The organism is Specibacter cremeus, from assembly GCF_003946885.1.
GTDB lineage: Bacteria > Actinomycetota > Actinomycetes > Actinomycetales > Micrococcaceae > Specibacter > Specibacter cremeus.
Genome location: NZ_RWKQ01000003.1, coordinates 91,646 through 114,943 on the forward strand (window position 1 = coordinate 91,646; position 23,298 = coordinate 114,943).

The window sequence follows — 23,298 nt, forward strand, 5'->3', positions numbered from 1 at the left end:
TGGACTCATCCTGCCACGCGCCCCGCCGACGAAGGCACCGAGTCCGGCCGGTTGGCCTCGCCTGCGGACGTGTTCTGTTCCGTGAGATGGCGTCGAAGATCGGCCGCGGGCATCGGCCGGTTGAGAAGAAATCCCTGGACGGCGTCGCAGCCCAGTTCGCGTAGTTGGGAGAGCTGGGCGGAGGTCTCGACCCCTTCCGCGATGACGCGCAGGCCCATGCCGTGGGCCATGGCCACGACGGCGTTGATGATGATGTCCTTCGTATCGGTGTCGGTGAGTTCGTCGACGAAGGATTTATCGATCTTGAGCGTGGTGAAGGGGAGGTTGCGTAGCCGGCCGAGCGAGGAGTGTCCGGTGCCGAAGTCATCGACCGCCAGCTTCACGCCGAGGGCGCGCAACTCCCGCAGTTGGGCGGCGATGGCGGCATCGGGCCCGGCGAGCAGGCTCTCGGTCACTTCCAGCGTGAGGCGATGGGCGGGCATCCCCGCTTGGTCGAGGGCGTGGGTGACGATGTCGATGAATCCAGGTTCGGCGAGTTGCCTGATGGACAGGTTCACCGAGACCGTGATCTCGCCTGCGACGGCAGGCATCCGGGCGATCTGGCGGCATGCTTCGGCGAGTACCCAGGCGCCGATGGGCACGATCAGCCCAGTCTGTTCGGCAAGCGGGATGAACTCCGCTGGAGAGATGGGGCCGAGGGTGGGGTGCTGCCAGCGCAGCAGGGCCTCCACGGCGCGGGTCCGGCCGCTGGCGAGCTCGCAGATGGGCTGGTAGTGCACTGCGAACTGGCCGGCCTCCAGGGCGGTGCGCAGGTCGGCCTCAAGTTGCACCCGCGCGGTGAGCGCGTGGTGCATGCCGGGCTCAAAGGCGCACCAGTGGGCTTTGCCCGCTGTTTTGGCCGCATACATGGCCAGGTCGGCGTTGCGGAGCATTTCCTCAGGGCTGACCGGGTGCGTCGCGTCGGTCGCGGCGAGCCCGATGCTGGCGCGGGGGATGATGCGCCGGCCGCCGATCTCCACCGGTCTGGCCAGCGTGTCCACGATCCGCTGAGCCAGCCTTTGGCCGTGATCGGCCGAGGTCTGCTCGGCGAGGACCGCGAACTCGTCGCCGCCGAGTCGGGCCACGGTATCACCGGCTCGAACGATCGCACCCAGCCGTTCGGCGATCTCACAGAGCAGCTGGTCGCCGATGTTGTGCCCAAGGGTGTCGTTGACGAACTTGAAGTCATCGACGTCGATCATCAAAAGCGTAATGGTGGTGCCGACGCGCCCGGCTTGTGCCAGCGCCAGGCCGAGCCGGTTCATCAACAACGCCCGGTTCGCGATCCCGGTCAGTGGGTCATGAAAGGCCCTGTGCTCCATCTCGGTGGCCTGCCGGGCCAAGACGTCCTTGGTTTCGCGCAGCCGCCGATCGACGGCCTTGGCGGCGGTGATGTCGCGCCCTACATAGGCCAGCCGCAGCACCGTTCCGGCCGAATCGCGTACAGGCGAGATCGTCAGCGACACGTCCACCGTTGTGCCGTCGGCTCGCAGCCGGACGGTCTCCAGCTGTTCGACCCGCCGCCCCGCGGCCACCTGGGCCAGGATGTGCTCGAACTGGGCCGACAGGTCCGCCGGCACCAGCCGTGCGAACGAATGACCGATCATGTCGGCCGCCGCGTAGCCATAAATCTGCTCCGCGCCGGGGTTCCAGGTCCGAATCGTGCCGTCCAGATCGGTGCTGATGATCGCATCGGACGAGGCCATGACAATGGCCGCGAGCTGTCCGGCGGACTCCGTCGCGGCGACCCGTTCGCTGACGTCGCGCAGGAACGCATACAGGGACACTCCGCCAGGTTCGTCCTGGGCCCAGATCGTCAGATCGATCGGGAATTCACGGCCCTCTCGGTGCCGGGCGGTGACCTGCACCGGGCGGCCCACCAGCCGGGCCTGGCCGGTGTCCAGGAACCGGCGCAGTCCTGCCTCGTGCGCGGCCCGGTCCTGTTCACGCATGATCAGCTCGCTCACGGTACGCCCGACGGCCTCGCCTTTGGTGTAGCCGAACAGGTCCTCGGCCGCCCGATTCCAGTCGGTCACCACCCCGCCGCCGTCCATCCCCACGAAACCATCGGCCGCGGTGTTGATTATCCGCTCCGCACGGGAATCTACCTCCAGCTGGGTCACCGGCATCTCTCCTCGAGGCATTTCTCCGCGCAGGCGGCGGTTTCTGGTCGGGTCGAACTGGCGAACAGCCGCAGTTCGAGGCCGGGTGGCGGCAACGTCAGACGTATCTATCGGTCGCCGAACGTCCGTCGTTAGGGAAACGCCTGACAAGCCCGGACCACCCGCGGCGCACATCGCCCGGCTCGCGGAACCCACCATTCATCAGGCGCCCTGGCCTCGATGAAAAGGGTTGCCGGGGTTGTTGTGGTGTCGGCGGTGCAGGCTTGCGGGAGCTGGAAAGGATAAGGACCCGGATCACTTTCAACGTGGTTCCCTTGCATGCAGGCCAGACAACCGCTAGTCTGTGAGGCGTGTCTCACTGACAAGTGACACATGCTTACGATCTGTGGCGGGAGAGTCCTGCCGGTACGTTCGGCAGGCGCCGTAGGAGCAAATCCTCCCCAGGAATCTCTCAGGCCCCCGTACCGCCACGGCGAGGCAACTCTGGAAAGCAGTCCGGTAACCGGACTCACCGACGGTGCAAGCGGTTCCCCTCACGGGTGCCGCGGAATCTCTCAGGTCCAATACAGAGCGGGGAGGAACCCGGTCCGCTCCGGCGCATTCAGCGCCGGCCATACCCTGGAGTTCCTCTTGACAGTCCAAGCAACCCCCGCCGCCTTCATTGACCGCCACATCGGTGCGCGCCGCCAGGCCGACATTGACACCATGCTCAAGTCCATCGGCTATGACACGCTGGAATCCCTGGTGGACACGGCCGTGCCCGGCGACATCCGCCACGACACCCCCCTGGCCTTGCAGCGGGCCCTGAGCGAGGTCGAGGTGCTGGCCGAGCTGCGCAAGCTGGCCGCCAAGAACACCACGGCCGTGCAGATGATCGGCCAGGGCTACCACGACACCGTGACTCCCCCGGTGATCCGCCGCAACATCCTCGAATCCCCCGCCTGGTACACCGCGTACACCCCCTACCAGCCGGAAATCTCCCAGGGCCGCCTTGAGGCCCTGCTGAACTTCCAGACCATGGTCCAGGACCTGGTGGGCCTGCCCATCGCCAACGCCTCCCTGCTGGACGAAGCCACCGCCGTGGCCGAGGCCGTCCTGCTGATGCGCCGCGCCAACAAGAACAAGACGGCCGTCGACGGCAAGACCGTCCTGGATGCGGACTTGCTGCCGCAGACCATCGCCGTCGTCCGGGGCCGCGCCGAAGCCCTCGGCTTCGAGGTCGAGGTTGCCGACCTGTCCCAGGGCCTGCCCGACGGCGACATCAACGGCGTCGTGCTGCAGCAGCCGGGCGTGTCCGGCCGGGTGTTCGACCACGCCGGCGTGATCGCCGCCGCCAAGGAGCGCGGTGCCCTGGTCACGGTGGCCGCCGACCTGCTGGCCCTGACCCTGATCACCCCGCCCGGTGAGCAGGGCGCGGACATCGCCGTCGGTACCGCCCAGCGCTTCGGTGTCCCGCTGTTCTTCGGCGGCCCGCACGCCGCCTACATGGCCGTCCGCCAAGGCCTGGAACGGTCCCTGCCCGGCCGCATCGTCGGTGTGTCCAAGGACAACACCGGTGTCCCGGCCTACCGTCTGGCCCTGCAGACCCGCGAGCAGCACATCCGCCGCGAGAAGGCCACGTCCAATATCTGCACCGCGCAGGCGCTGTTGGCCATCGTCTCCTCCATGTACGCCGTCTACCACGGCCCGGAGGGCCTGAAGGCGATCGCCGAGACCGCCCACGGCCACGCCCGCACGCTGGCGTCCGCCCTGGCCGCTTCCGGCAACGAGGTGCTGCACACCTCGTTCTTCGACACCCTGACGGTCCGGGTCCCGGGCCGTGCCGCGGCCATCATCGCCCGGGCCGCCGGCCGTGGGATCAACCTGCGCCCCATCGACGCCGACCACGTCGGCATCTCTGTCGATGAAACCACGACGGCGGACATCGTCGCCCGCGTGGCCGAGGCGTTTGGCGCCTCTGCTGCCGGGGACGGCATGGACACGGTTGGCACCGGCACCGCCGGGTCCGCATTCGGCCTGGCCGCGGGCGTGGAGCGCACCTCCGACTACCTGCAGCACCCGGTGTTCAACACCCACCGCTCCGAAACCCAGCTGCTGCGCTACATCCGCAGGCTCAGCGACCGCGACCTGGCGCTGGACCGCACCATGATCCCGCTGGGGTCGTGCACCATGAAGCTCAACGCCACCGCGGAGATGGAGGCCATCTCCTGGCCGGAGTTCGCCTCGATCCACCCCTTCGCCCCCGATTCCCAGACCGAGGGCTGGCGCGAGCTGATCGGTGGCCTGGAGGCCGATCTGGCGGAGATCACCGGCTACGACCAGGTCTCCCTCCAGCCCAACGCCGGGTCCCAGGGCGAACTCGCCGGCCTTTTGGCGATCCGCGGCTACCACCACTCCCGCGGCGAGGCCCAGCGCACCGTCTGCCTCATCCCGGCCTCGGCGCACGGCACCAACGCCGCCTCGGCGGTGCTGGCCGGCATGAAGGTTGTTGTCGTGGCCACCGCGGCCGATGGCACCATCGACCACGCGGACCTGAACGCCAAGATCGAGGCCCACCGGGACGTCCTCTCCGCGATCATGATCACCTACCCGTCCACGCATGGGGTGTACGACGCCGATGTGCGCGAGGTTTGCGACGCCGTGCACGCCGCGGGCGGCCAGGTGTACATCGACGGCGCCAACCTCAACGCGCTGGTGGGCCTGGCCAAGCCGGGCAAGTTCGGCGGCGACGTCAGCCACCTGAACCTGCACAAGACCTTCTGCATCCCGCACGGCGGCGGCGGCCCGGGCGTCGGCCCGGTGGCGGCCAAGGCGCACCTGGCACCGTTCATGCCCGGCGACGCCGCTGCCCCGGTGGTCGAGCTTGTCGAGACCGGGGTCTCGACAAGCTCGACCACCGGCGTCCCGATCTCCGCCTCGCGCTTCGGCTCCGCCGGCGTGCTCCCGATCTCCTGGGCGTATGTGAAGCTGATGGGCGGTGCGGGTCTGACCGAGGCCACGAAGTCCGCGCTGCTGGCCGCGAACTACATCGCCTCCCGCCTGAACGAGCACTTCCCCGTCCTGTACACGGGCGCCGGGGACCTGGTGGCGCACGAATGCATCCTGGACCTGCGCGAGCTGACCTCCCGCACGGGCGTGACGGCCGAGGACGTGGCCAAGCGCCTGATCGACTACGGCTTCCACGCCCCCACCCTGGCGTTCCCGGTGGCCGGCACGCTGATGGTGGAGCCCACCGAGTCCGAGGACCTGGCGGAGATCGACCGGTTCATCACCGCCATGATCACCATCCGGGCCGAGATCGAGCAGGTCGCCGCCGGCGACTTCACCGTGGAGGACTCCCCGCTGCGCAACGCACCGCACACCGCGGCCGCCGTCGTGTCCTCCGACTGGAACCGCGAGTACCCGCGCGAGCAGGCCGTCTTCCCCGTCCACACACTCAAGCAGGACAAGTACTTCCCGCCGGTGGGCCGGATCGACGGCGCCGCCGGGGACCGCAACCTTGTCTGCTCCTGCCCGCCCATCTCCGAGTTCGAGAACTAAGGACTGTTTCGACAATGACTGAGAACCACACCGCGCTCTACGAGCAGCACAAGAAGGCCGGCGCCTCCTTCACCGATTTCGGCGGCTGGCAGATGCCGCTGAAGTACTCCTCCGAGCTGGCCGAGCACCACGCCGTGCGCCGGTCGGCCGGACTGTTCGACCTATCCCACATGGGCGAGGTCTGGGTCACCGGCCCGGACGCCGCGGCCTTCCTGGACTACGCCCTGGCCGGAAAGCTCTCCGCGATCGCCGTGGGCAAGGCCAAGTACTCGCTGATCTGCCAGGAGGACGGCGGCATCATCGACGACCTCATCACCTACCGCCGTCCGTCGTCGGAAGAGGGCAGCGAGAAGTTCCTGGTGGTCCCCAACGCCGGCAACGCCCCCGTGGTGGCCGCGGCCCTCGCCGAGCGCGCCCGTTCCGGCAAAGCGGGAGGCTTCGACGTCGTCGTGGAGGATGCCTCCGCCGAGACCTCGCTGATCGCCGTCCAGGGCCCCAACGCCGAGGAGATCCTGCTGACCCTGGTCCCGGCCGAGGCGCACGCCCTGGTCACCGGGCTGAAGTACTACGCCGCCGTCGAGGTGGGGATCACAGTCAACGGCACTGCCCAGGACCTGCTGCTGGCCCGCACCGGGTACACGGGCGAGGACGGCTTCGAGATCTACATCCCGAACGAGGACGCCGCAGGCCTGTGGGATGCACTGCTCGAGACCGGCGCGATCCGCGGGCTCATCCCCGCCGGCCTGGCGGCCCGTGACTCGCTCCGCCTGGAGGCCGGCATGCCGCTCTACGGCAACGAGCTCTCCCGCGAAGGCAACGCCTACGCCGCAGGCCTGGGCCCGGTGGTGTCGCTGGCCAAGGAAAGCGACTTCGTCGGCAAGGCCGCCCTGACCGAGATCAAGTCCGCCGGCGCAGGCACAACCACCCGCCGCAAGCTGGTCGGCCTGAAGGGCCTCGGCCGCCGTGCGGCTCGCGGTCACTACCCGGTCCTCAAGGACGGGGCCGTGATCGGCGAAGTCACGTCCGGCCAGCCGAGCCCGACCCTGGGCTACCCGGTGGCGCTGGCGTACGTCGACGTCGAGCACGCCGCCTTGGGCACCGTCCTGGACATCGACCTGCGCGGCAAGACCGAGCCCTTTGAGGTCGTCGCCCTGCCGTTCTACAAACGCGACAAGTAAGTGCCTTGGTCTCGACAGGCTCGACCAGCGGTGGTCGAGCCCGTCGAGACCCCACTTGAACTCGACAAGCTCGACCAACGCTCCCGCAAACCCACCAGACCCCAAGGAAGCACACATGGCACAAATAGCACCCGAACTGAAGTACTCCGCAGAACACGAATGGATTGCTGCTGACGGCGCCGGGCCGGCCACGATCGGCGTCTCCGCCGTCGCCGCGGACGCCCTGGGCGACATCGTCTACGTCGACCTGCCCGAGGTCGGTGCGGCCGTCACTGCCGGGGAAACCTGCGGCGAGGTTGAGTCCACCAAGTCCGTCTCCGACCTGTACTCCCCGGTGACGGGCGAGGTTGTCGAGGTCAATGACGTCGTGGTAACTGAACCGGCCGTGATCAACTCCGACCCCTACGGTGCCGGCTGGCTGTTCAAGGTCGCCGTGACACAAGAGGGCCCGCTGATGTCCGCCGAAGAGTATGCGGCAGCCAATGGCGGCGAGCTGTGAGCCCCGTGGTAGGCACTGTCGGTGCCGCGTTCGAGCAGGTCGTCTCCCCCAGCCTCGACGCGCAGCTGGCCGAGCTGGACCCGGACATCGCGGCGGCGATCGACGCCGAACTGGCCCGCCAACGGCACGGCCTGGAAATGATCGCCTCGGAAAACCACACCGCCACCGCCGTGATGGCGGCGCAGGGCTCGGTCCTGACGAACAAGTACGCCGAGGGCTACCCCGGCCGGCGCTACTACGGCGGCTGCGAGCACGTGGACGTCATCGAGCAGCTGGCCATCGACCGTCTCAAGGCCCTCTTCGGCGCCGGCTACGCGAACGTGCAGCCGCACTCCGGCGCCCAGGCGAATGCCTCGGTGATGCACGCGCTCATCAAGCCGGGCGACACCATCATGGGCCTGAACCTGGCCCACGGCGGACACCTGACGCACGGCATGAAGATCAACTTCTCCGGCAAGCTCTACAACGTCGTCCCGTACCAGGTGCGCGAAGACACTCACCGGGTGGACATGGCCGAGGTCGAGCGGCTGGCCTTGGAGCACAAGCCTGCGCTTATCGTGGCAGGCTGGTCCGCCTACGCCCGGCAGCTGGATTTTGCCGAATTCCGCCGCATCGCAGACCTCGTGGGCGCCTACCTGATGGTGGACATGGCCCACTTCGCCGGGCTGGTGGCCGCGGGCCTGCACCCGTCCCCGGTGCCGCACGCCCACGTCACCACCTCCACCACGCACAAGACCCTGGCCGGTCCGCGCGGCGGCATCATCCTGACCAACGACGCCGACATCGCCAAGAAGATCAACTCGGCGGTGTTCCCCGGCCAGCAGGGCGGTCCGCTGGAGCATGTGATCGCGGGCAAGGCCGTGGCCTTCAAAATCGCCGCGTCGCCCGAATTCAAGGAACGCCAGGAGCGTGTGCTGGCCGGTGCCCGCATCCTGGCCGAACGCCTGGTCCAGCCCGACGTCGCGGCCAAGGGGATCTCCGTGATCTCCGGCGGCACCGACGTGCACCTAGTGCTGGTGGACCTGCGGCACTGCGAGCTGGACGGCCAGCAGGCCGAGGACCGGTTGGCCGCGATTGACATCACCGTCAACCGCAACGCCGTGCCGTTCGACCCGCGCCCGCCGATGGTCACATCGGGCCTGCGCATCGGCACGCCCGCACTGGCCACCCGCGGTTTCGCGGAGGCCGCGTTCGTCGAGGTTGCCGACATCATCGCCGAGGCCCTGATGGCCGACGCCGATGCTGACCTTTCCGGTCTCCGTCACCGTGTGGAGGCACTCGCCGACGCACACCCGCTGTACCCCGGCATGGCAGACCTGTCCTAAGCCGGGATTGACTCCCGCTTCCGGGCGGCCGCTGCCAGCAGCCGCCCGGAAGCAACCACCTGGCCCGCGCATGCCGGACCATTCATACTTCCGTTAGTGAGGAACAGCCATGGCTGTTGGTGTTTTTGATTTGTTTTCGGTGGGTATCGGTCCGTCGAGTTCGCATACCGTGGGACCGATGCGGGCTGCTGCGGTGTTTGCGGCTGAGTTGGTGACTGCCGGTGTGGTGGAGGTTGTGGCCTCGGTGCGGGTTGATTTGTATGGGTCCCTGGCGGCGACGGGTCGCGGGCATGGGACGATGACGGCGGTGTTGTTGGGGTTGGAGGGCCGGGAGCCGGAGTTGATCCTGCCGGCCGAGGTCGAGGAGAGGTTGGCGGCGTTCGCGGCCGGGGCGCCGTTGCTGCTGGCCGGGCGGGTGCCGCTGGCCTATGGGGCCGATGACATCATCTTGCACCCGCTGACGATCCTGCCCCGGCATACGAACGGGGTGAAGTTCAGTGTCAGTGACGCCGGCGGGGTGGTGCTGGCGGAGGCGACGTTTTATTCGGTCGGGGGCGGGTTCATCGTCCGTGAGGGTGAGGTCGAGGCGGCGGCCGCGGCGCTGGAGGATTCCAAGAAGTCCCTGCCGTACCCGTTCCGGACCGCGGCCGAACTGCTGGGTCACTGCCGCGCGGCCGGGTTGACCTTTAGCGGGGTCATGCTCGCCAACGAGCTCGTTGAGCGCAGCGAGGCCCAGGTCCGGGACGGGTTGTTGCACATCCGGGATGTGATGGAGGAGTGCAAGAACGCCTCCCTCACCCGCACCGGGCTGCTGCCCGGCGGGCTGGGCGTGCGCCGCCGCGCCCCCGCCTGGCATGCCCGGCTGCGGGCGGAGGATCCGGACCGGGATCCGAAGTTTTGGCAGGAATGGGTGAACCTGGTCGCGCTGGCCGTGAATGAGGAGAACGCCTCGGGCGGGCGGGTCGTGACGGCCCCGACGAACGGGGCCGCCGGGATCATCCCGGCCGTCATGTTCTACGCCACCCACTACACGGCCGGCATGGCCGACGCCAGCCAGGAACAAGTCGATGATGTGGTGGTGAGGTTCCTGCTCGCCGCCGGGGCCGTGGGCGTGTTGTATAAGGAGCAGGCGTCGATTTCCGGGGCCGAGGTCGGCTGCCAGGGCGAGGTCGGGTCCGCGTCCTCGATGGCCGCCGCCGGCCTGGCCGAGGTCATGGGCGGCACCCCCGAGCAGGTGGAGAACGCCGCGGAGATCGCGATGGAACACAATTTGGGCCTGACCTGCGACCCGATCGGCGGACTCGTGCAGGTCCCCTGCATCGAACGCAACGCGATCGCGGCCGCGAAGGCGATCAACGCCGCGAAAATGGCGCTCTGGGGCGACGGCCAGCACCGGGTCTCCCTCGACGAAGTCATCATCACCATGCGCGAAACCGGCAAGGACATGTCCGCCAAATACAAGGAAACCGCCCTCGGCGGCCTCGCCGTCAACGTCGTCGAATGCTAACAGCAGCACCAAAAATCGAAGGAGTTCTCCCGTGACCTTGGCACCCGAGGGCCGGCGGCTGCTGCGTGTTGAACAGCGCAACAGGGCCGTCCCGGTCGAGCGCAAGCCCGAGTGGATGAAGGCGAGGGTCTCCCTGGGTCCCGAGTACATCGGGATGAAGAACCTGGTCCGGGGGGCGGGCCTGCACACCGTGTGCGAGGAGGCCGGCTGCCCGAACATCTTCGAATGCTGGGAGGACAAGGAGGCGACGTTCCTGATCGGCGGGTCCGAGTGCACCCGCCGCTGCGACTTCTGCCAGATCGACACCGGCAAGCCGTCCCCGCTGGACCGGTTCGAGNCGGCGATGGCCCTGCGCTACGCGACCGTGACCGGGGTGGCCCGCGACGACCTCGAGGACGAGGGCGTGTGGCTCTATGCGGAGACGGTGCGCANCACTGAACCCGGGCACCGGGGTCGAGCTGCTCATCCCGGACTTCTCCGGCAAGCCGGAGCACATCGCCGCGATCTGCGAGTCCGCCCCCGAGGTGTTCGCGCACAATGTGGAGACCGTGCCGCGGATCTTCAAGCGGATCCGGCCCGCGTTCCGGTACGAGCGCTCCCTGGACGTCATCAGCCAGGGCCGGGCGGCGGGCATGGTGACCAAGTCCAACCTNGGCGGAGATCTCGCAGGCGCTGGCCGACCTGCACGACGCCGGCACCGACCTGGTCACCATCACCCAGTACCTGCGCCCCTCCGACCGGCACCTGCCGGTGGACCGCTGGGTCAAGCCGGCCGAATTCGTCGAGCTGGCCGCCGAGGCCGAGCAGATCGGCTTCCTCGGCGTCATGTCCGGGCCGCTGGTGCGCTCCTCCTACCGGGCCGGCCGGCTCTGGGCCACCGCCATNCCCACCTCGCCCACATCGCCGAGGGCATCGAGGACGCCGGCCACACCCGCCAGGAAGCCGCCACCGTCGTCGCCAGTCACTAACCGCCCGATACCCAAGAGGACCAACGATGCTCCCCACACGCATAGAGATCATCCCTTCGGAGGGAATCGCCAAGAAGGTCCAGGCCGAAGTGCCCTTCACGACGACGCTGACCATCACGTGCCTTCCCCATCACGGCATTGCAAGGACCATGCGCACGGCCGTCCAGCTGACCCAGGCCGGCTACACCGTGGTTCCGCACGTCGCGGCCAAGGCCCTCAGCAACCGCTCCCAGCTCTCCGGCATCCTCCGGGACTGCGCGGCGGCCGGCATCACTGAGGTCTTTGCCATCGGCGGCGACCCCCAGCAAGCTGCCGGCCCGTATCACTCAAGCCTTCCGCTCCTGGAAGACATCGCCCAATACTCGGGCGGCACCATCACGGCAGGCCTCGCCGGATACCCCGAGGGCCACCCGTCAATCAACGAGCTCGACCTGCTGGATGCCCTGCTGGCCAAACAACACTTGGCCTCCCATATGGTCACGCAGATGTGCTTCTCCGCACCGCAGATCCTCGACTACGTGGGGCTCCTGCGCCGCGAAGGCGTGGACCTGCCGGTTTGGGCCGGAGTTGCCGGCACCGTCCCCAGAACCAAGCTGGTCTCCCTGGCCACCCAAATCGGCGTCGGCGCCTCCCTGAAATTCCTCAGCCGCAAAGGCCCCCTGGCCCGTCGGCTGTTGATCGGAGGCCGGTACTCGCCCGAAAGCCTGGTTTCCGAACTCGCGGCGCACCCGAACAAGATCTCAGGCATCCATCTCTACAGCTTCAACAACCTGGAAACAGATCCTGGTGAACCAAACCGAATGTCAATCCCAGCGGCCATAGAGCCCGTGTCATTTCGAGGAGCAGCACGTGAAAACTGAAACTGTCAATGCGAAACAGGTGCCGCATCTTGAGCGTCAGCTCAGCAACCGGCACATCCAGCTGATCGCGATCGGCGGCGCCATCGGCACCGGCCTGTTCATGGGCTCCGGCAAGACCATCTCGGTGGCGGGCCCCTCCGTCATCTTCGTCTACATGATCATCGGCTTCATGCTGTTCTTCGTCATGCGGGCGATGGGCGAGTTGCTGCTCTCCAACCTGCACTACAAGTCCTTCAGCGACTTCGCCGGCGACCTCCTGGGCCCCTGGGCCGGCTTCTTCACCGGCTGGACCTACTGGTTCTGCTGGGTGATCACCGGAATCGCGGACGTCATCGCCATCGCCGGCTACGCCAACGAGCTCTGGCCGGGGCTCCCGCTGTGGGTCCCGGGCCTGGCCACCATCGCCATCCTGCTCCTGCTGAACCTCACCACGGTGAAGGCCTTCGGCGAGACCGAATTCTGGTTCGCCCTCATCAAGATCATTGCCATCGCGGCCCTGATCATTGTCGGCCTGTTCATGATCTTCAGCGGCTTCCACTCGGACGCCGGACCGGCCAGCTTCACCAACCTGTGGAGCCACGGCGGCTTCTTCCCCAAGGAGTTCATGGGCTTCGTGGCCGGCTTCCAGATCGCGGTGTTCGCCTTCGTCGGCATCGAACTGGTGGGCACCACGGCGGCGGAAGCCAAGGACCCGGAGAAGAACCTGCCCAAAGCCATCAACTCCATCCCGGTCCGTGTGCTGCTCTTCTACGTGGGCGCCCTCATCATCCTCATGTCCGTCACGCCGTGGACCGAGTTCAGGGCGGGGCACAGCCCGTTCATCGCCATGTTCTCCCTGGCCGGCCTGGGCATCGCGGCCACCGTGGTCAACCTCGTGGTGCTGACCAGCGCCATGTCCAGCGCCAACTCGGGCATCTACTCCACCTCACGCATGGTCTATGGCCTGGCCCAAGAGGGCGACGCCCCCGCGCTGTTCAGCCGCCTGTCCAGCCGCAAGGTGCCCAGCAACGCCCTCTTCCTCTCCTGCGTGCTGCTGCTCTCCGGCGTCGTGCTCATGTACGCGGGCAAGGACATTGGCAAGGCCTTCGACATGGTGACCACCGTATCCGCGGTCTGCTTCATGTTTGTCTGGTCCATCATCCTGGCCAGCTACCTGGCCTTCCGCAGGCGCCGCGCGCACCTGCACTCCGCGTCCAAGTTCAAGATGCCCGGCGGCATCCCCATGGTGTGGGCGGTCTTCGCGTTCTTCGCCTTCGTGCTCTGGGCACTGACCACCCAGCCGGACACGCTCATGGCCCTGCTGGTCACCCCGGTCTGGTTCATCATGCTCGGCATCGCTTGGTTCTTCCTACGCCGCCGTCCGGCCCACCTGGCACGCTACGCGACGTTCCAGACCGAACTCGCCCAGGACATGCAAGGGTCAGCCACCCAGCGCCCCTGACCGCGGGTCTGCGCGCCCGCATCAACTGGATTTTCATACCGGCGGAACATACCGCCATGGCCGAGCATGTGCTGACGCTGGACTGCGCCGCGTCGCCCGGCACAGTACGGGGGACCAGCGCCGCGACTTCACACCCCTGGCGGACAAATGGGCGATGAGCTGGCAGCTGGAGCCGCACGGGCGCAAACGCCGCGTCCTGGTCATGGTGTCCAAGATGGGCCACTGCCTCAACGACCTGCTGTTCAGGGCACGCACCGGAGATCTTCCGATCGAGATCGTGGCCGTGGTGTCCAATCACCGTGACCAGGAGGACCTGGTGCAGTGGCATGGCATCCCGTTCTTCCACCTGCCGGTCATGCGAGACGGCAACCCGGCGGCCGAAGCCCGGCGGCAAACCAAACAGGAGCGCCCGCCGAACCCCGAACGGGATTCGACGGGCGCCGGGCCTCACTCCCCAGCCGCTCCCATTGCTCGCAAGCTCGCAACGGGCCCCTCGCGGCCGTGGGCCCAAGCTCGACCACCGGAGCGGAGCTACCCCTCGACGCCGAGCGTCTTGAGGATCAGTTCGCGTACGCGGCCGGGGTCGGCCTGGCCCTTCGTGACCTTCATGACCCCGCCGACGATCGCGCCGATGGCCTGGAGCTTGCCGCCGCGGATCTTCTCAGCCACGTCCGGCTGGGCGGCCAGGGCCGTGTCGATCGCGGCCTGCAGCGCGCCGTCGTCGGACACGACGGCCAGGCCGCGCGCATCGACGACCTCGGCCGGGCCGCCCTCGCCGGCGAGCACGCCGTCGAGCACCTCGCGGGCCAGTTTGTCGTTGATCGCCCCGGAGGCGATGAGCCTGTCGAGTTCGACGACGACGGCGGGCGTGACACCCAGCGCGGCGGGGTCGACGTCGGCCAGCTTGGCGCGGCGGGCGATCTCGCCCATCCACCACTTGCGGGCGACGGCGGGGGTGGCACCCGCGGCGACGGTCTCCTCGATCTCGCCCATGACGCCGGCGTTGACGACGTCGCGGAACTCCAGGTCCGTGTAACCCCAGTCGGCCTGCAGGCGCTTGCGGCGCTCGGCCGGCGGCTCGGGCAGGCGGGCGCGCAGCTCCTCGACCCATTCGGGGGTGGAGACGATCGGCACCAGGTCCGGTTCCGGGAAGTAGCGGTAGTCGTCGGCGTCGGACTTGGGCCGCCCGGACGTCGTGGACTTCGTGTCCTCGTGCCAGTGCCGCGTCTCCTGCACCACCGACTCGCCCGCGTCCAAAATGGCGGCGTGGCGCTGGATCTCGAACCGGACGGCGTGCTCGATGGCGCGCAGCGAGTTCACGTTCTTGGTCTCAGAACGCAAGCCGAACTTTTCCCGCCCGTACGGGCGCAGCGAGACGTTGGCGTCGCAGCGGACGTTGCCGCGCTCCATGCGGGCCTCGGAAACACCCAGGTTCTTCACGATCTCGCGGACCGCGGCCACATACGCCTTGGCCAGCTCGGGGGCGCGCGAGCCGGCACCCTCGATCGGCTTGGTGACGATCTCCACGAGTGGCACGCCGGCCCGGTTGTAGTCGACCAGGGAGAAGTCGGCGCCCTGGATGCGCCCGGCCGCGCCGCCCATGTGGGTCAGCTTGCCGGCGTCCTCCTCCATGTGGGCGCGCTCGATCTCCACACGGAACACCGTCCCGTCCTCCAGTTCCACGTCGAGGTACCCGTCGTACGCGATCGGGTCCTCGTACTGGGACGTCTGGAAGTTCTTCGGCGTGTCCGGGTAGAAGTACTGCTTGCGCGCGAACGTGCAGTGCTCGGCGATCTTGCAGTTCAGCGCCAGCCCGATCAGGATCGACGACTCGACGGCCTTGCGGTTCACCACGGGCAGCACGCCGGGCAGGCCCAGGTCCACTTCGTTGACGTTCGTGTTCGGCTCGTCGCCGAACACGTTCGGGGCGGAGGAGAACATCTTGGTGGCGGTGTTCAGCTCCACGTGGACCTCGAAGCCGAGGACCGGGTCGTACTTGGCCATGGCCTCGTCGAAGCCCAGGATCGTGTCACCGCTCATCAGTTTGCCTCCTTGGTTGCAAGGGTCTCGACAGGCTCGACCAACGGTGATTGAGCTTGTCGAAATCCGACAGGCTCGACCAACGACGGCGCCTTGTCCAGCAGGGGTCCGCCCCACCGGTCCTCGAGCAGGGATTCGAGCACGGCGCCCACGCGGTACAGGCGGGCGTCCTCGCGGGCCGGGGCCAGCAGCTGGATGCCGACGGGCAGCCCGTCCTCGTCGGCCAAGCCGCCGGGCAGGGTCAGCCCGGGCACGCCGGCCAGGTTCGCCGGGATGGTGGCCACGTCGTTGAGGTACATGGCCAGCGGGTCGTTGAGCTTCTCGCCCAGCTTGAACGCCGTGGTGGGCGCCGTCGGGGAGATCAGCACGTCGACCTGGCCGAAGGCGGCGGCGAAGTCGCGCTGGATCAGCGTGCGCACCTTCTGCGCGGAGCCGTAGTAGGCGTCGTAGTAGCCGGCGGACAGCGCGTACGTGCCCAGGATGATGCGGCGCTTGACCTCGGCGCCGAACCCGGCGGCACGCGTGGCGGCCATGACCCGCTCAATGGTGACGGGTCCGTCGTCGGGCATCTTGCGCAGGCCGAAGCGGACGCCGTCGAACTTGGCCAGGTTGGAGGAGGCCTCGGACGGCATGATCAGGTAGTAGGCGCCCAGCGCGTAGCCGAAGTTCGGGCAGGAGACCTCGACGATCGTGGCTCCCGCCGCGCGCAGCAGGTCCAGCGACTCGTTGAACCGGTTCTCGACGCCGGCCTGGTAGCCCTCGCCGTGCAGTTCCTTGATGATGCCGATCCGCAGGCCCGCCACGTTGCCCACGCGGGCGGCCGCGGCCAGGCCGGTGGACGGGTCGGTCAGCGACGTGGAGTCGAACGGGTCGTGCCCGCCGATGACCTCCTGCAGCAGGGCGGAGTCGAGCACGGTCCGCGAGACCGGGCCGATCTGGTCCAGCGAGGACGCCATGGCGATGGCGCCGTACCGGGAGACGGCGCCGTAGGTGGGCTTGACGCCGACGGTGCCGGTGACGGCGCCGGGCTGGCGGATCGAGCCACCCGTGTCCGTGCCCAGGGCCAGGGGCGCCTCGAACGCGGCCACGGCGGCCGCGGAACCGCCGCCGGAACCGCCGGGGATGCGGTCCAGGTCCCACGGGTTGCGGGTGGGGCCGTAGGCGGAGTGCTCCGTGGAGGAGCCCATGGCAAATTCGTCCAGGTTCGTCTTGCCGAGGATCGGCATGCGGGCGGCGCGCAGCTTCTTCACGACGGTGGCGTCGTAGGGGCTCATCCAGCCCTCGAGGATCTTCGAGCCGGCCGTGGTCGGCTGGCCGATCGTGACGATCAGGTCCTTGACGGCGATCGGGACGCCGGCCAGTTCGTGCAGCGCCTCCCCGGCGGCGCGGCGGGCGTCGACCTCGGCGGCCACGGCCAGTGCCTCATCGGTGTTGACATGTAGGAAGGCGTTGATGCCGCGCTCCCCGCCGTCAACCTCGGCGATGCGGTCCAGGTGCGCCTGGACGACCTCGACGGCGGTGACGTCCCGGGCGGCCAGCTTGGCGGCGAGATCGGCGGCGCTGGAGCGGATCAGTTCGTCGGTCATGGTCAGTCCTCCTCCAGGATCGCGGGAACCTTGAAGCGGCCGTCCTCGGTGTCCGGGGCACCCGAGAGCGCCTGCTCGGCGGTCAGCACGTGGCCCACGACGTCGTCGCGCATCACATTCGCGAGCGGAATCGGATGCGAGGTCGCGGGAACGTCGGCCCCGGCGGCCTCGCTGACGCTCTTGACGGAATCGACGATGACGGCCAGCTCCCCGGCCATCTTGTCGAGTTCGGCGTCACTCATCTCAATGTGAGCCAGTTGCGCCAGATGCGCCACGTCGTCACGGTTGATCGCAGCCATGGATCTCCCCTGCGTAAAAGAAAAATTGTGTCGCCACCAGCTTATCGGTCTTGGCCCGCCGGCCGGGCACGGGGTGGCTGGACGGCCATCCGGTACACGCGCAGCATGGCTCCTGTTTCCGGGATCGGCCAGTCGCGCTCCGGGACGCGGCTGAAGCCCAGCTTGCGGTACAGCGCGTGCGCGCCGTGCCATTCGTCGCCCGTGGTGAGTGAGACGGCGTCGATCCCGGCCATGCCCCGCGCCCGGTCCAGGATCGCCTCGACCATGGCCCGGCCGGCGCCGCTGCGCTGGACCGCGGGGTCGACGACGAGCAGCCGGAACTCCAGTTCACCGGCGTCGGCGATGTCGGCCCATTCGTCCCCGGCCACGGCGAGCGTCACGGAGCCGATCACCGCCCCATCGCGTTCGGCCACGAGGATGGGGGCCACGGCGGCACGCTCGGCGACCTGCAGGATCTTGCGCACGTACGGGTGTTCGGCGCTGTCGAAATAGCCGGCCCGCAGATACGCGTCCGCCGTGATGCGGGCAATGGCGTCGAAATCGGCGGCGGTGGCGGGGCGGACGGTGACGTCGCGGCTCATGGCGGGGGTTGCTCCTGTAGGTTGCGGCCGGTTTTCAACGGCGGGGTACGACGGCGGCACGCGCCCTCATATTCTCCCGCGCCGGAGTGCCGCGCGGGTGCCCGCAAGCCCCCGTTGTCCCGAACATCACACTCCCCCGGTGGTCGAGCCCGCCGAGACCCGGTGGTCGGTGATTTCGACAGGCTCAATCACCGGTGGTCGAGCTCGTCGAGACCCGGTGGTCGGTGATTTCGACAGGCTCAATCACCGGTGGTCGAGCTCGTCGAGACCGGGGATTTCGACAAGCTCAATCACCGGAGGTGCTGGGCCACTTCGCGGGTGCCGACCCGTAGCCGCGTGCCGGCAGGCTCGTCCCGGCCTCGACGCCGGGGACGTCCACCGGCCACGGCAACCGCCGCCCGGGACCCCAGGCCGTCTGCTCCGCCGGCCAGTCGTCCGGTGGGCTGGGAGGCACGGGCGCAGTCACGGCCTCCGCCGCGGCCCGTCCAGCATCCCCATCCGGGGTGCCCCCACCCTCGCCGGCAAGCGTCGAGGGCCCGGTGCGCAGCAGTTCGACGGCCGTCCGCGCCAGCGACAGCCGGGAGGAGCGGACGGACCCGTCCAGCCGTTCCCGCCATGCGTGCACCGCGGCGGCCGCGACCAGGTAACCGGTGGCGTGGTCGAGTGCCTGCACGGGCAACGGGTGCGGCGCGTCCGACCCGTAGTGGTCCATGCCGGCCTGCGCGATCCCGCAGCTCATCTGCACGAGCGAGTCGAAGCCGCGCCGGGCGGCCCAGGGGCCGGACCAGCCGTACGCATCCAACGCCACGTCGACGAGCCCCGGATACCGCCCGGCCAGGGCGTCCGCGCCGAGGCCGAGCCGGTCCAGCGCGTCGGGCCGGTAGCCGTGGACGAACAGGTCGGCGCCGGCCAGCAGCTCGTGCAGCCGGGCGATGCCGTCCGTCGTTTTCAGGTCAAGCCGTGCGCAGGTCTTGCCCACCGTCATCTCGGGTTCGAGCGCCGGCTCATGCCAGTCCGGCGGGTCGATGCGCAGCACCTCGGCCCCGTACATGGCCAAAAAGCGGGTGGCGACGGGGCCGGCGATGACCCGTGTCAGGTCAAGGACACGCACCCCGGCCAGCGGCCGTGCGGCCGTGGCGAGCCGCGCGCGTTCGCGCGTGCCGCCGTCGTCCATCACGGTGTGCCCGGCACCCCAGGCAACCAGCGGTTCGGACGCCACGGCAGCGCCCTGCGGGTGGGCCTCCCACTGCGGGTGCGTGCGCATGAGCGCCGCGCAGCCATTCGCGGTGACGATGGCCGCTTCGAGCTCCTCCCCCGCCCGGGACGCCGTCGCTGCGGCCACCTCGTCGCGGGGGGCGTCCACGGGTAGCCCGAGGACGGCGAGCGCGGCGGCCCGGTGATGCGGGGCGTTGGTGTGCAGGCGGATCCAGCCGTCCGCGCACGGGTAGTCGCCGGCGATGGCGTCCCAGGCCGGCGGCAGGTCCCAGCCGTCCGGGCGGAAGGACATCCCGAACCACAGCGAGGCCAGGTCCCGGTCCACGGTCACGGCCCCGCGCACGCCGCCGAGCCGTTCGGCCAGCTCGGCCACGGCGTTCCCGGCCGCGGCGATCGACGCGACGGCCAGGCCGGAGACGTCAAAGGCCGAGTCGAGCGTGCCGCGGCCCGTCACCTCGACGCCATCGGGGACGGTGAAGGTGCCGGTCACGGCGTTCACATCCATGGAATCAGGCTACGCCCGGTGACCGGTCCTGGTCAGAGGGGCGCACGTAACTGCTGCCGTCCGGCGTGCGCTCGAGGAGCCCATGGTCGACGAGGGCCCGGCGCAGCGTGGGGACGTCGCCGGTGACCGTGGCCAGCAGCCGGTTGATCTCCACTTCGGTCAGCATGGTCTCGGCGGGGATGAGGCGCCGCGCCAGATGTTTGAGCACCTCGGCGCGCGACCCCGGGCTCGCGGGGAGCTGTACGAGCATGCCCTGGCTGAAGTACTTGTCGACGCCCTCCGGCCTGGGCGTGGCATTGGCGGCCAGCAGGGCGGCGAACGCACCGTCGGCCACGGTCCCCTCGGCGGTGAGCAGCCCGACGGCCACCAGCCGGCGGATCTCCTGCTCGGTGGCGGGCTTGTCGCTTGCCTCCTGGGTGCCCAGCACCCGCGCGGCGTAGACGCGCCGCAGCCGGTCGTTGGCCAGGGCGGCGACGACGGGCTGCCAGGCGGTGCCCTCGGGGCCGGTGCTCACGGCGTGAACCGTTCCGCCAGTTCGGGGATCGAGGCCGCCGTCCAGCTGGCCAGTGTCTCGCTGTGCGGGGGCAGCCCGTCCAGCGCGGAGCTCAGCTTCGGCCGGCGCACCCAGGCCCCGGCCTCCTCGGCGATCAGCGCGCCGGCGGCGAAGTCGTGTTCGAACAGGCCGTATTCGAGGTAGGCGTCCACGCCGCCCTCGGCGACGGCGCACAGCTCCAGCGCCGCGGACCCGAGCCGGCGGAAGTCGCTGACCAGATCCATCCGGCCGTCCAGCTCCGAGATCAGCCGGCGCCGCACCTCCGGGCTGTACGTCAGCGACGTGGCCAGCAGCCGGCCGTTGCGCGGCTCGGTCGGCCCGTGCAATTGCCGGGTGCCGTCGCGCCCGTCGGCCCGGGTCTCCTCCACCCACGCACCGCCGCCGCGCGACGCGAAGTAGGTGCGCCGCAGCGCCGGTGCGGCGACGACGCCGGCCAGCCACTCGCCGTCGGGCCCGGCCACGGCGACCGACGTGCCGTAGTAGGCGATGTTGCGGATGAAGTTCATGGTCCCGTCCAGCGGGTCGATGCTCCACCGGTAGCCGGACGCGTGCGCGGGCACGGCCGGGGCCAGCTCCTCCCCGGTGACGACGTCATCCGGGCGGGCCCGCGCCAACACGTCCCGCACGGCGCGCTCGGCGGCCAGGTCGAAGGTCGTGACCCAGTCGGCGTCGGACCACTTCTCCGTGGCGCCGAACCCGGCCGGGTCCCGGCCCGCCAGCACGGCGGCACCCGCGGCCGCCGCGCGCAGGGCGACCTCGAGCAGCTCGTCCACCGGGGTGCTCATGCGGGGGCGTCCATGTCGGCGGCCGGGACGGTTTCCGGCGCGTCAGCCGGTTCGGGGCCGGTCTCGAGCAGCCGGACGAATCCCTCCTCGTCGAGGACGGCCAGCCCCAGCGACGCGGCCTTGTCCAGTTTGGTTCCCGCGTTCTCGCCCGCCACCACGTACGACGTGTTTTTCGAGACGGACCCCGCGGCCTTGCCGCCGCGGCTGATGATGGCCTCCTTCGCCTCGTCGCGGCTGAAATTCGGCAGCGTCCCGGTCACGACGATGGTCAGTCCCTCCAGGGTGCGCGGCGTGGACTCGTCGACGTCGTCGGCCATGCGCACGCCGGCCGCCGCCCAGCGGTCCACGATCTCCACGTGCCAATCGGTCTCGAACCACTCGACGAGCGCCCGGGCGATGATGGGGCCGACGCCGTCGACGTCCGCCAGCTGTTCCTCGGTGGCGGCGCGGATGCCGTCCATGGAACCGAAGGCGGTGGCCAGCGCCCGGGACGCCGTGGGCCCCACGTGCCGGATGCTCAACGCCACGAGCACGCGCCACAGCGGCTGGGATTTGGCCTTCTCGATTTCCGTGAACAGCTTGTTCGTGGTGGCCGTTGGCTTGGACGGAGTCTTGGCCGTCGCCTTCGTGTAGAAATACGGCACCGGCTGGAAACGCCCGGTGCCCGCGCCCTTCACGCGAATCTCCCGCCACACCACAACCTCGGACAGGTCGCTGTCCGCAATGGTGAAGACGTCCGCCTCATTGCGCAGCGGGCCGGGCCCTGCCGGGGCGATGACGCCCCCGTTGTCCGCCGGATCCGGCCCGGGGCCGACCGTCAGGGCGGCGGCGGCCTCGTAGCCGAGCGCCTCGATGTCGAAGGCGCCGCGGCCGGCAAGGTGGGCGACGCGCTCGGTCAGCTGGATCGGGCAGGATTTCGCGTTGGGGCAGCGGATGTCCACGTCGCCGTCCTTCGACGGGGCCAGCGGCGTGCCGCAGGACGGGCACACGGTCGGCATGACGAACTCGCGCAGCTCCGCCTCCCTGCCCTCGCGCAACGCCACGACGGGTCCGACGATCTCCGGGATCACGTCCCCGGCCTTGCGCAGCACCACGACATCGCCGATCAGCACGCCCTTGGCCTTCACGACGTCCTGGTTGTGCAGCGTGGCACGTTCCACGGTGGACCCGGCCACCTTCACCGGCTCCATGATACCGAACGGGGTGACCCGACCGGTCCGGCCCACCTGGACCCGGATGTCCAGCAGTTTCGTGTTGACCTCTTCCGGCGGGTACTTGTACGCCACGGCCCAGCGAGGAACGCGGGACGTGTTGCCGAGGGCCCGCTGGGTGGCGAAGTCGTCCACCTTGACGACGATGCCGTCGATTTCGTGGATCAGGTCGTGCCGGTGCTCGCCGTAGTGGCCGATGAATGCCAGCACGTCGTCGTAGGTGTCCAGCACCCTGTAGTACGGGCTGGTCGGCAGGCCCCAGGACTTGAGCAGCGCGTAGGTCTCGGACTGGCTGGCCGTCGTCAGTCCCTCGCGGGCGCCGATGCCGTGCACGTACATGCTCAACGGGCGCTTGGCCGTCTCGGCCGGGTCCTTCTGCCGCAGCGAGCCGGCGGCCGAGTTGCGCGGGTTCGCGAACGGCGCCTTGCCGGCGGCGACCATCCTCTCGTTCAGCGCGGCGAAGTCGACGGAGGCGATGAACACCTCCCCGCGGATCTCCACCTCGGCGGGGAACCCGCTGCCGTGCAGGCGCTGCGGGATGTCCTTGATGGTGGCCACATTGTGCGTGATGTCCTCGCCGGTGGTGCCGTCGCCGCGCGTCGCGGCGCGCACCAGCACCCCGTCGCGGTACAGCAGGTTCACGGCCAGGCCGTCGATCTTCAATTCGGTCAGCCACTTGGGCGCGACGCCGTCTTGTTTCTCAACGGACGCCTGCGCCCGGCGCACCCACACGTCCAGCTCGTCGAGGGAGAACACGTCCTCGAGCGAGTACATGCGGCTGAGGTGGTCGACGGCTGCGAACGCCGCGCTGACCTCCCCGCCGACCTCCTGGGTGGGGGAATCGTTGCTGACCAGCTCGGGGTGCAGCGCCTCGAACGCCTCGAGTTCCCGGTACAGGGTGTCGAACTCGGCATCGGCGACGAGCGGCGCGTCGTCGTTGTAATACGCGGCCCGGTACTTCCGGACCAGGTCCACGAGCTCGGCATAGCGGTCCCGTTCGCTGCTGGTCGGGACGGGCACGGTTTCAGGCTGGCTAGTCACGG

Annotated in this window: 16 protein-coding genes, 2 pseudogenes and 1 riboswitch; of the genes and pseudogenes, 9 read left to right on the forward strand and 9 right to left on the reverse strand. The window is 69.2% G+C overall.

What is annotated here, in order from left to right:
- Positions 1-5: 5 nt before the first annotated feature.
- On the reverse strand, positions 6-2,162 hold the full coding sequence (locus EJC77_RS01815) for a sensor domain-containing protein (RefSeq protein ID WP_164520276.1): 2,157 nt from the start codon (positions 2,160-2,162) through the stop codon (positions 6-8).
- 379 nt (positions 2,163-2,541) lie between these two features.
- Positions 2,542-2,639, forward strand: a riboswitch (glycine riboswitch).
- Between the two features lie 228 nt (positions 2,640-2,867).
- On the opposite strand from EJC77_RS01815, the gene gcvP reads away from it, so the two are divergent.
- From gcvP to EJC77_RS20840, 9 genes and pseudogenes are all read left to right on the forward strand, one after another.
- Positions 2,868-5,702, forward strand: a complete 2,835-nt coding sequence (gene gcvP / locus EJC77_RS01820; RefSeq protein ID WP_420820288.1) for an aminomethyl-transferring glycine dehydrogenase — start codon at positions 2,868-2,870, stop codon at positions 5,700-5,702.
- A gap of 14 nt (positions 5,703-5,716) precedes the next feature.
- Entirely contained in the window at positions 5,717-6,880 is a 1,164-nt protein-coding gene (gene gcvT / locus EJC77_RS01825) for a glycine cleavage system aminomethyltransferase GcvT (protein WP_125609868.1), read from the forward strand.
- A 115-nt stretch (positions 6,881-6,995) separates the two neighbouring features.
- Complete coding sequence (gcvH, locus tag EJC77_RS01830) at positions 6,996-7,379, forward strand: glycine cleavage system protein GcvH (RefSeq protein WP_125609869.1); 384 nt, start codon at positions 6,996-6,998, stop codon at positions 7,377-7,379.
- A 5-nt stretch (positions 7,380-7,384) separates the two neighbouring features.
- A complete protein-coding gene (gene glyA, locus EJC77_RS01835; protein ID WP_125609912.1) occupies positions 7,385-8,704 on the forward strand; it encodes a serine hydroxymethyltransferase in 1,320 nt (439 codons plus the stop codon).
- A 109-nt stretch (positions 8,705-8,813) separates the two neighbouring features.
- Entirely contained in the window at positions 8,814-10,211 is a 1,398-nt protein-coding gene (locus tag EJC77_RS01840; protein ID WP_125609870.1) for an L-serine ammonia-lyase, read from the forward strand.
- Between the two features lie 31 nt (positions 10,212-10,242).
- Positions 10,243-11,168, forward strand: a pseudogene (locus EJC77_RS01845) (lipoyl synthase); the annotation flags it as partial.
- A 37-nt stretch (positions 11,169-11,205) separates the two neighbouring features.
- Positions 11,206-12,039, forward strand: a complete 834-nt coding sequence (locus EJC77_RS01850) for a methylenetetrahydrofolate reductase (protein WP_125609871.1) — start codon at positions 11,206-11,208, stop codon at positions 12,037-12,039.
- Positions 12,029-13,480: a D-serine/D-alanine/glycine transporter gene (gene cycA / locus EJC77_RS01855; RefSeq protein WP_125609872.1), complete on the forward strand. Its 1,452-nt coding sequence runs from the start codon at positions 12,029-12,031 to the stop codon at positions 13,478-13,480. The genes EJC77_RS01850 and cycA overlap by 11 nt, the downstream gene beginning before the upstream one ends.
- Before the next feature lie 118 nt (positions 13,481-13,598).
- Positions 13,599-13,868: pseudogene (locus EJC77_RS20840) on the forward strand (formyltetrahydrofolate deformylase); the annotation flags it as partial.
- A 143-nt stretch (positions 13,869-14,011) separates the two neighbouring features.
- Here EJC77_RS20840 and gatB read toward each other — a convergent pair.
- The 8 genes from gatB to ligA all read right to left on the reverse strand — a co-directional run bounded on the left by gatB (position 14,012) and on the right by ligA (position 23,296).
- Positions 14,012-15,520 (reverse strand): Asp-tRNA(Asn)/Glu-tRNA(Gln) amidotransferase subunit GatB, encoded by a 1,509-nt coding sequence (gene gatB, locus EJC77_RS01865; RefSeq protein WP_125609873.1) that lies wholly within the window; start codon positions 15,518-15,520, stop codon positions 14,012-14,014.
- Entirely contained in the window at positions 15,520-17,106 is a 1,587-nt protein-coding gene (gatA, locus tag EJC77_RS01870) for an Asp-tRNA(Asn)/Glu-tRNA(Gln) amidotransferase subunit GatA (protein ID WP_125609874.1), read from the reverse strand. The genes gatB and gatA overlap by 1 nt, the downstream gene beginning before the upstream one ends.
- Positions 17,107-17,108: 2 nt before the next feature.
- The gene (gene gatC, locus EJC77_RS01875; protein ID WP_125609875.1) at positions 17,109-17,405 is read right to left on the reverse strand and encodes an Asp-tRNA(Asn)/Glu-tRNA(Gln) amidotransferase subunit GatC; all 297 of its coding nucleotides are present in this window, start codon (positions 17,403-17,405) and stop codon (positions 17,109-17,111) included.
- A 41-nt stretch (positions 17,406-17,446) separates the two neighbouring features.
- Positions 17,447-17,986, reverse strand: a complete 540-nt coding sequence (locus tag EJC77_RS01880; protein WP_125609876.1) for a GNAT family N-acetyltransferase — start codon at positions 17,984-17,986, stop codon at positions 17,447-17,449.
- 286 nt (positions 17,987-18,272) lie between these two features.
- Positions 18,273-19,706, reverse strand: coding sequence for a CoA transferase (locus EJC77_RS01885; RefSeq protein WP_125609877.1), 1,434 nt, complete (start codon positions 19,704-19,706; stop codon positions 18,273-18,275).
- 4 nt (positions 19,707-19,710) lie between these two features.
- Positions 19,711-20,220: a DUF2087 domain-containing protein gene (locus EJC77_RS01890; protein ID WP_125609878.1), complete on the reverse strand. Its 510-nt coding sequence runs from the start codon at positions 20,218-20,220 to the stop codon at positions 19,711-19,713.
- Positions 20,217-21,044 (reverse strand): inositol monophosphatase family protein, encoded by an 828-nt coding sequence (locus tag EJC77_RS01895; RefSeq protein WP_125609879.1) that lies wholly within the window; start codon positions 21,042-21,044, stop codon positions 20,217-20,219. The genes EJC77_RS01890 and EJC77_RS01895 overlap by 4 nt, the downstream gene beginning before the upstream one ends.
- Positions 21,041-23,296 carry an NAD-dependent DNA ligase LigA gene (gene ligA / locus EJC77_RS01900; RefSeq protein ID WP_240629647.1) on the reverse strand — a complete coding sequence of 752 codons (2,256 nt, stop codon included), beginning with the start codon at positions 23,294-23,296 and terminating at the stop codon, positions 21,041-21,043. Before ligA ends, EJC77_RS01895 begins: the two co-directional genes overlap by 4 nt.
- Between the last annotated feature and the right edge of the window lie 2 nt (positions 23,297-23,298).

Bases quoted from the DNA above. Each gene is read 5' to 3' on its own strand.
- gcvP (WP_420820288.1), top strand. From the start codon at position 2,868: ATGCTCAAGTCCATCGGCTATGACACGCTGGAATCCCTGGTGGACACG.
- gcvT (WP_125609868.1), top strand. From the start codon at position 5,717: ATGACTGAGAACCACACCGCGCTCTACGAGCAGCACAAGAAGGCCGGC.
- gcvH (WP_125609869.1), top strand. From the start codon at position 6,996: ATGGCACAAATAGCACCCGAACTGAAGTACTCCGCAGAACACGAATGG.
- EJC77_RS01840 (WP_125609870.1), top strand. From the start codon at position 8,814: ATGGCTGTTGGTGTTTTTGATTTGTTTTCGGTGGGTATCGGTCCGTCG.
- EJC77_RS01850 (WP_125609871.1), top strand. From the start codon at position 11,206: ATGCTCCCCACACGCATAGAGATCATCCCTTCGGAGGGAATCGCCAAG.
- gatB (WP_125609873.1), bottom strand. From the start codon at position 15,520: ATGAGCGGTGACACGATCCTGGGCTTCGACGAGGCCATGGCCAAGTAC.
- gatA (WP_125609874.1), bottom strand. From the start codon at position 17,106: ATGACCGACGAACTGATCCGCTCCAGCGCCGCCGATCTCGCCGCCAAG.
- gatC (WP_125609875.1), bottom strand. From the start codon at position 17,405: ATGGCTGCGATCAACCGTGACGACGTGGCGCATCTGGCGCAACTGGCT.
- EJC77_RS01880 (WP_125609876.1), bottom strand. From the start codon at position 17,986: ATGAGCCGCGACGTCACCGTCCGCCCCGCCACCGCCGCCGATTTCGAC.
- EJC77_RS01885 (WP_125609877.1), bottom strand. From the start codon at position 19,706: ATGGATGTGAACGCCGTGACCGGCACCTTCACCGTCCCCGATGGCGTC.
- EJC77_RS01895 (WP_125609879.1), bottom strand. From the start codon at position 21,044: ATGAGCACCCCGGTGGACGAGCTGCTCGAGGTCGCCCTGCGCGCGGCG.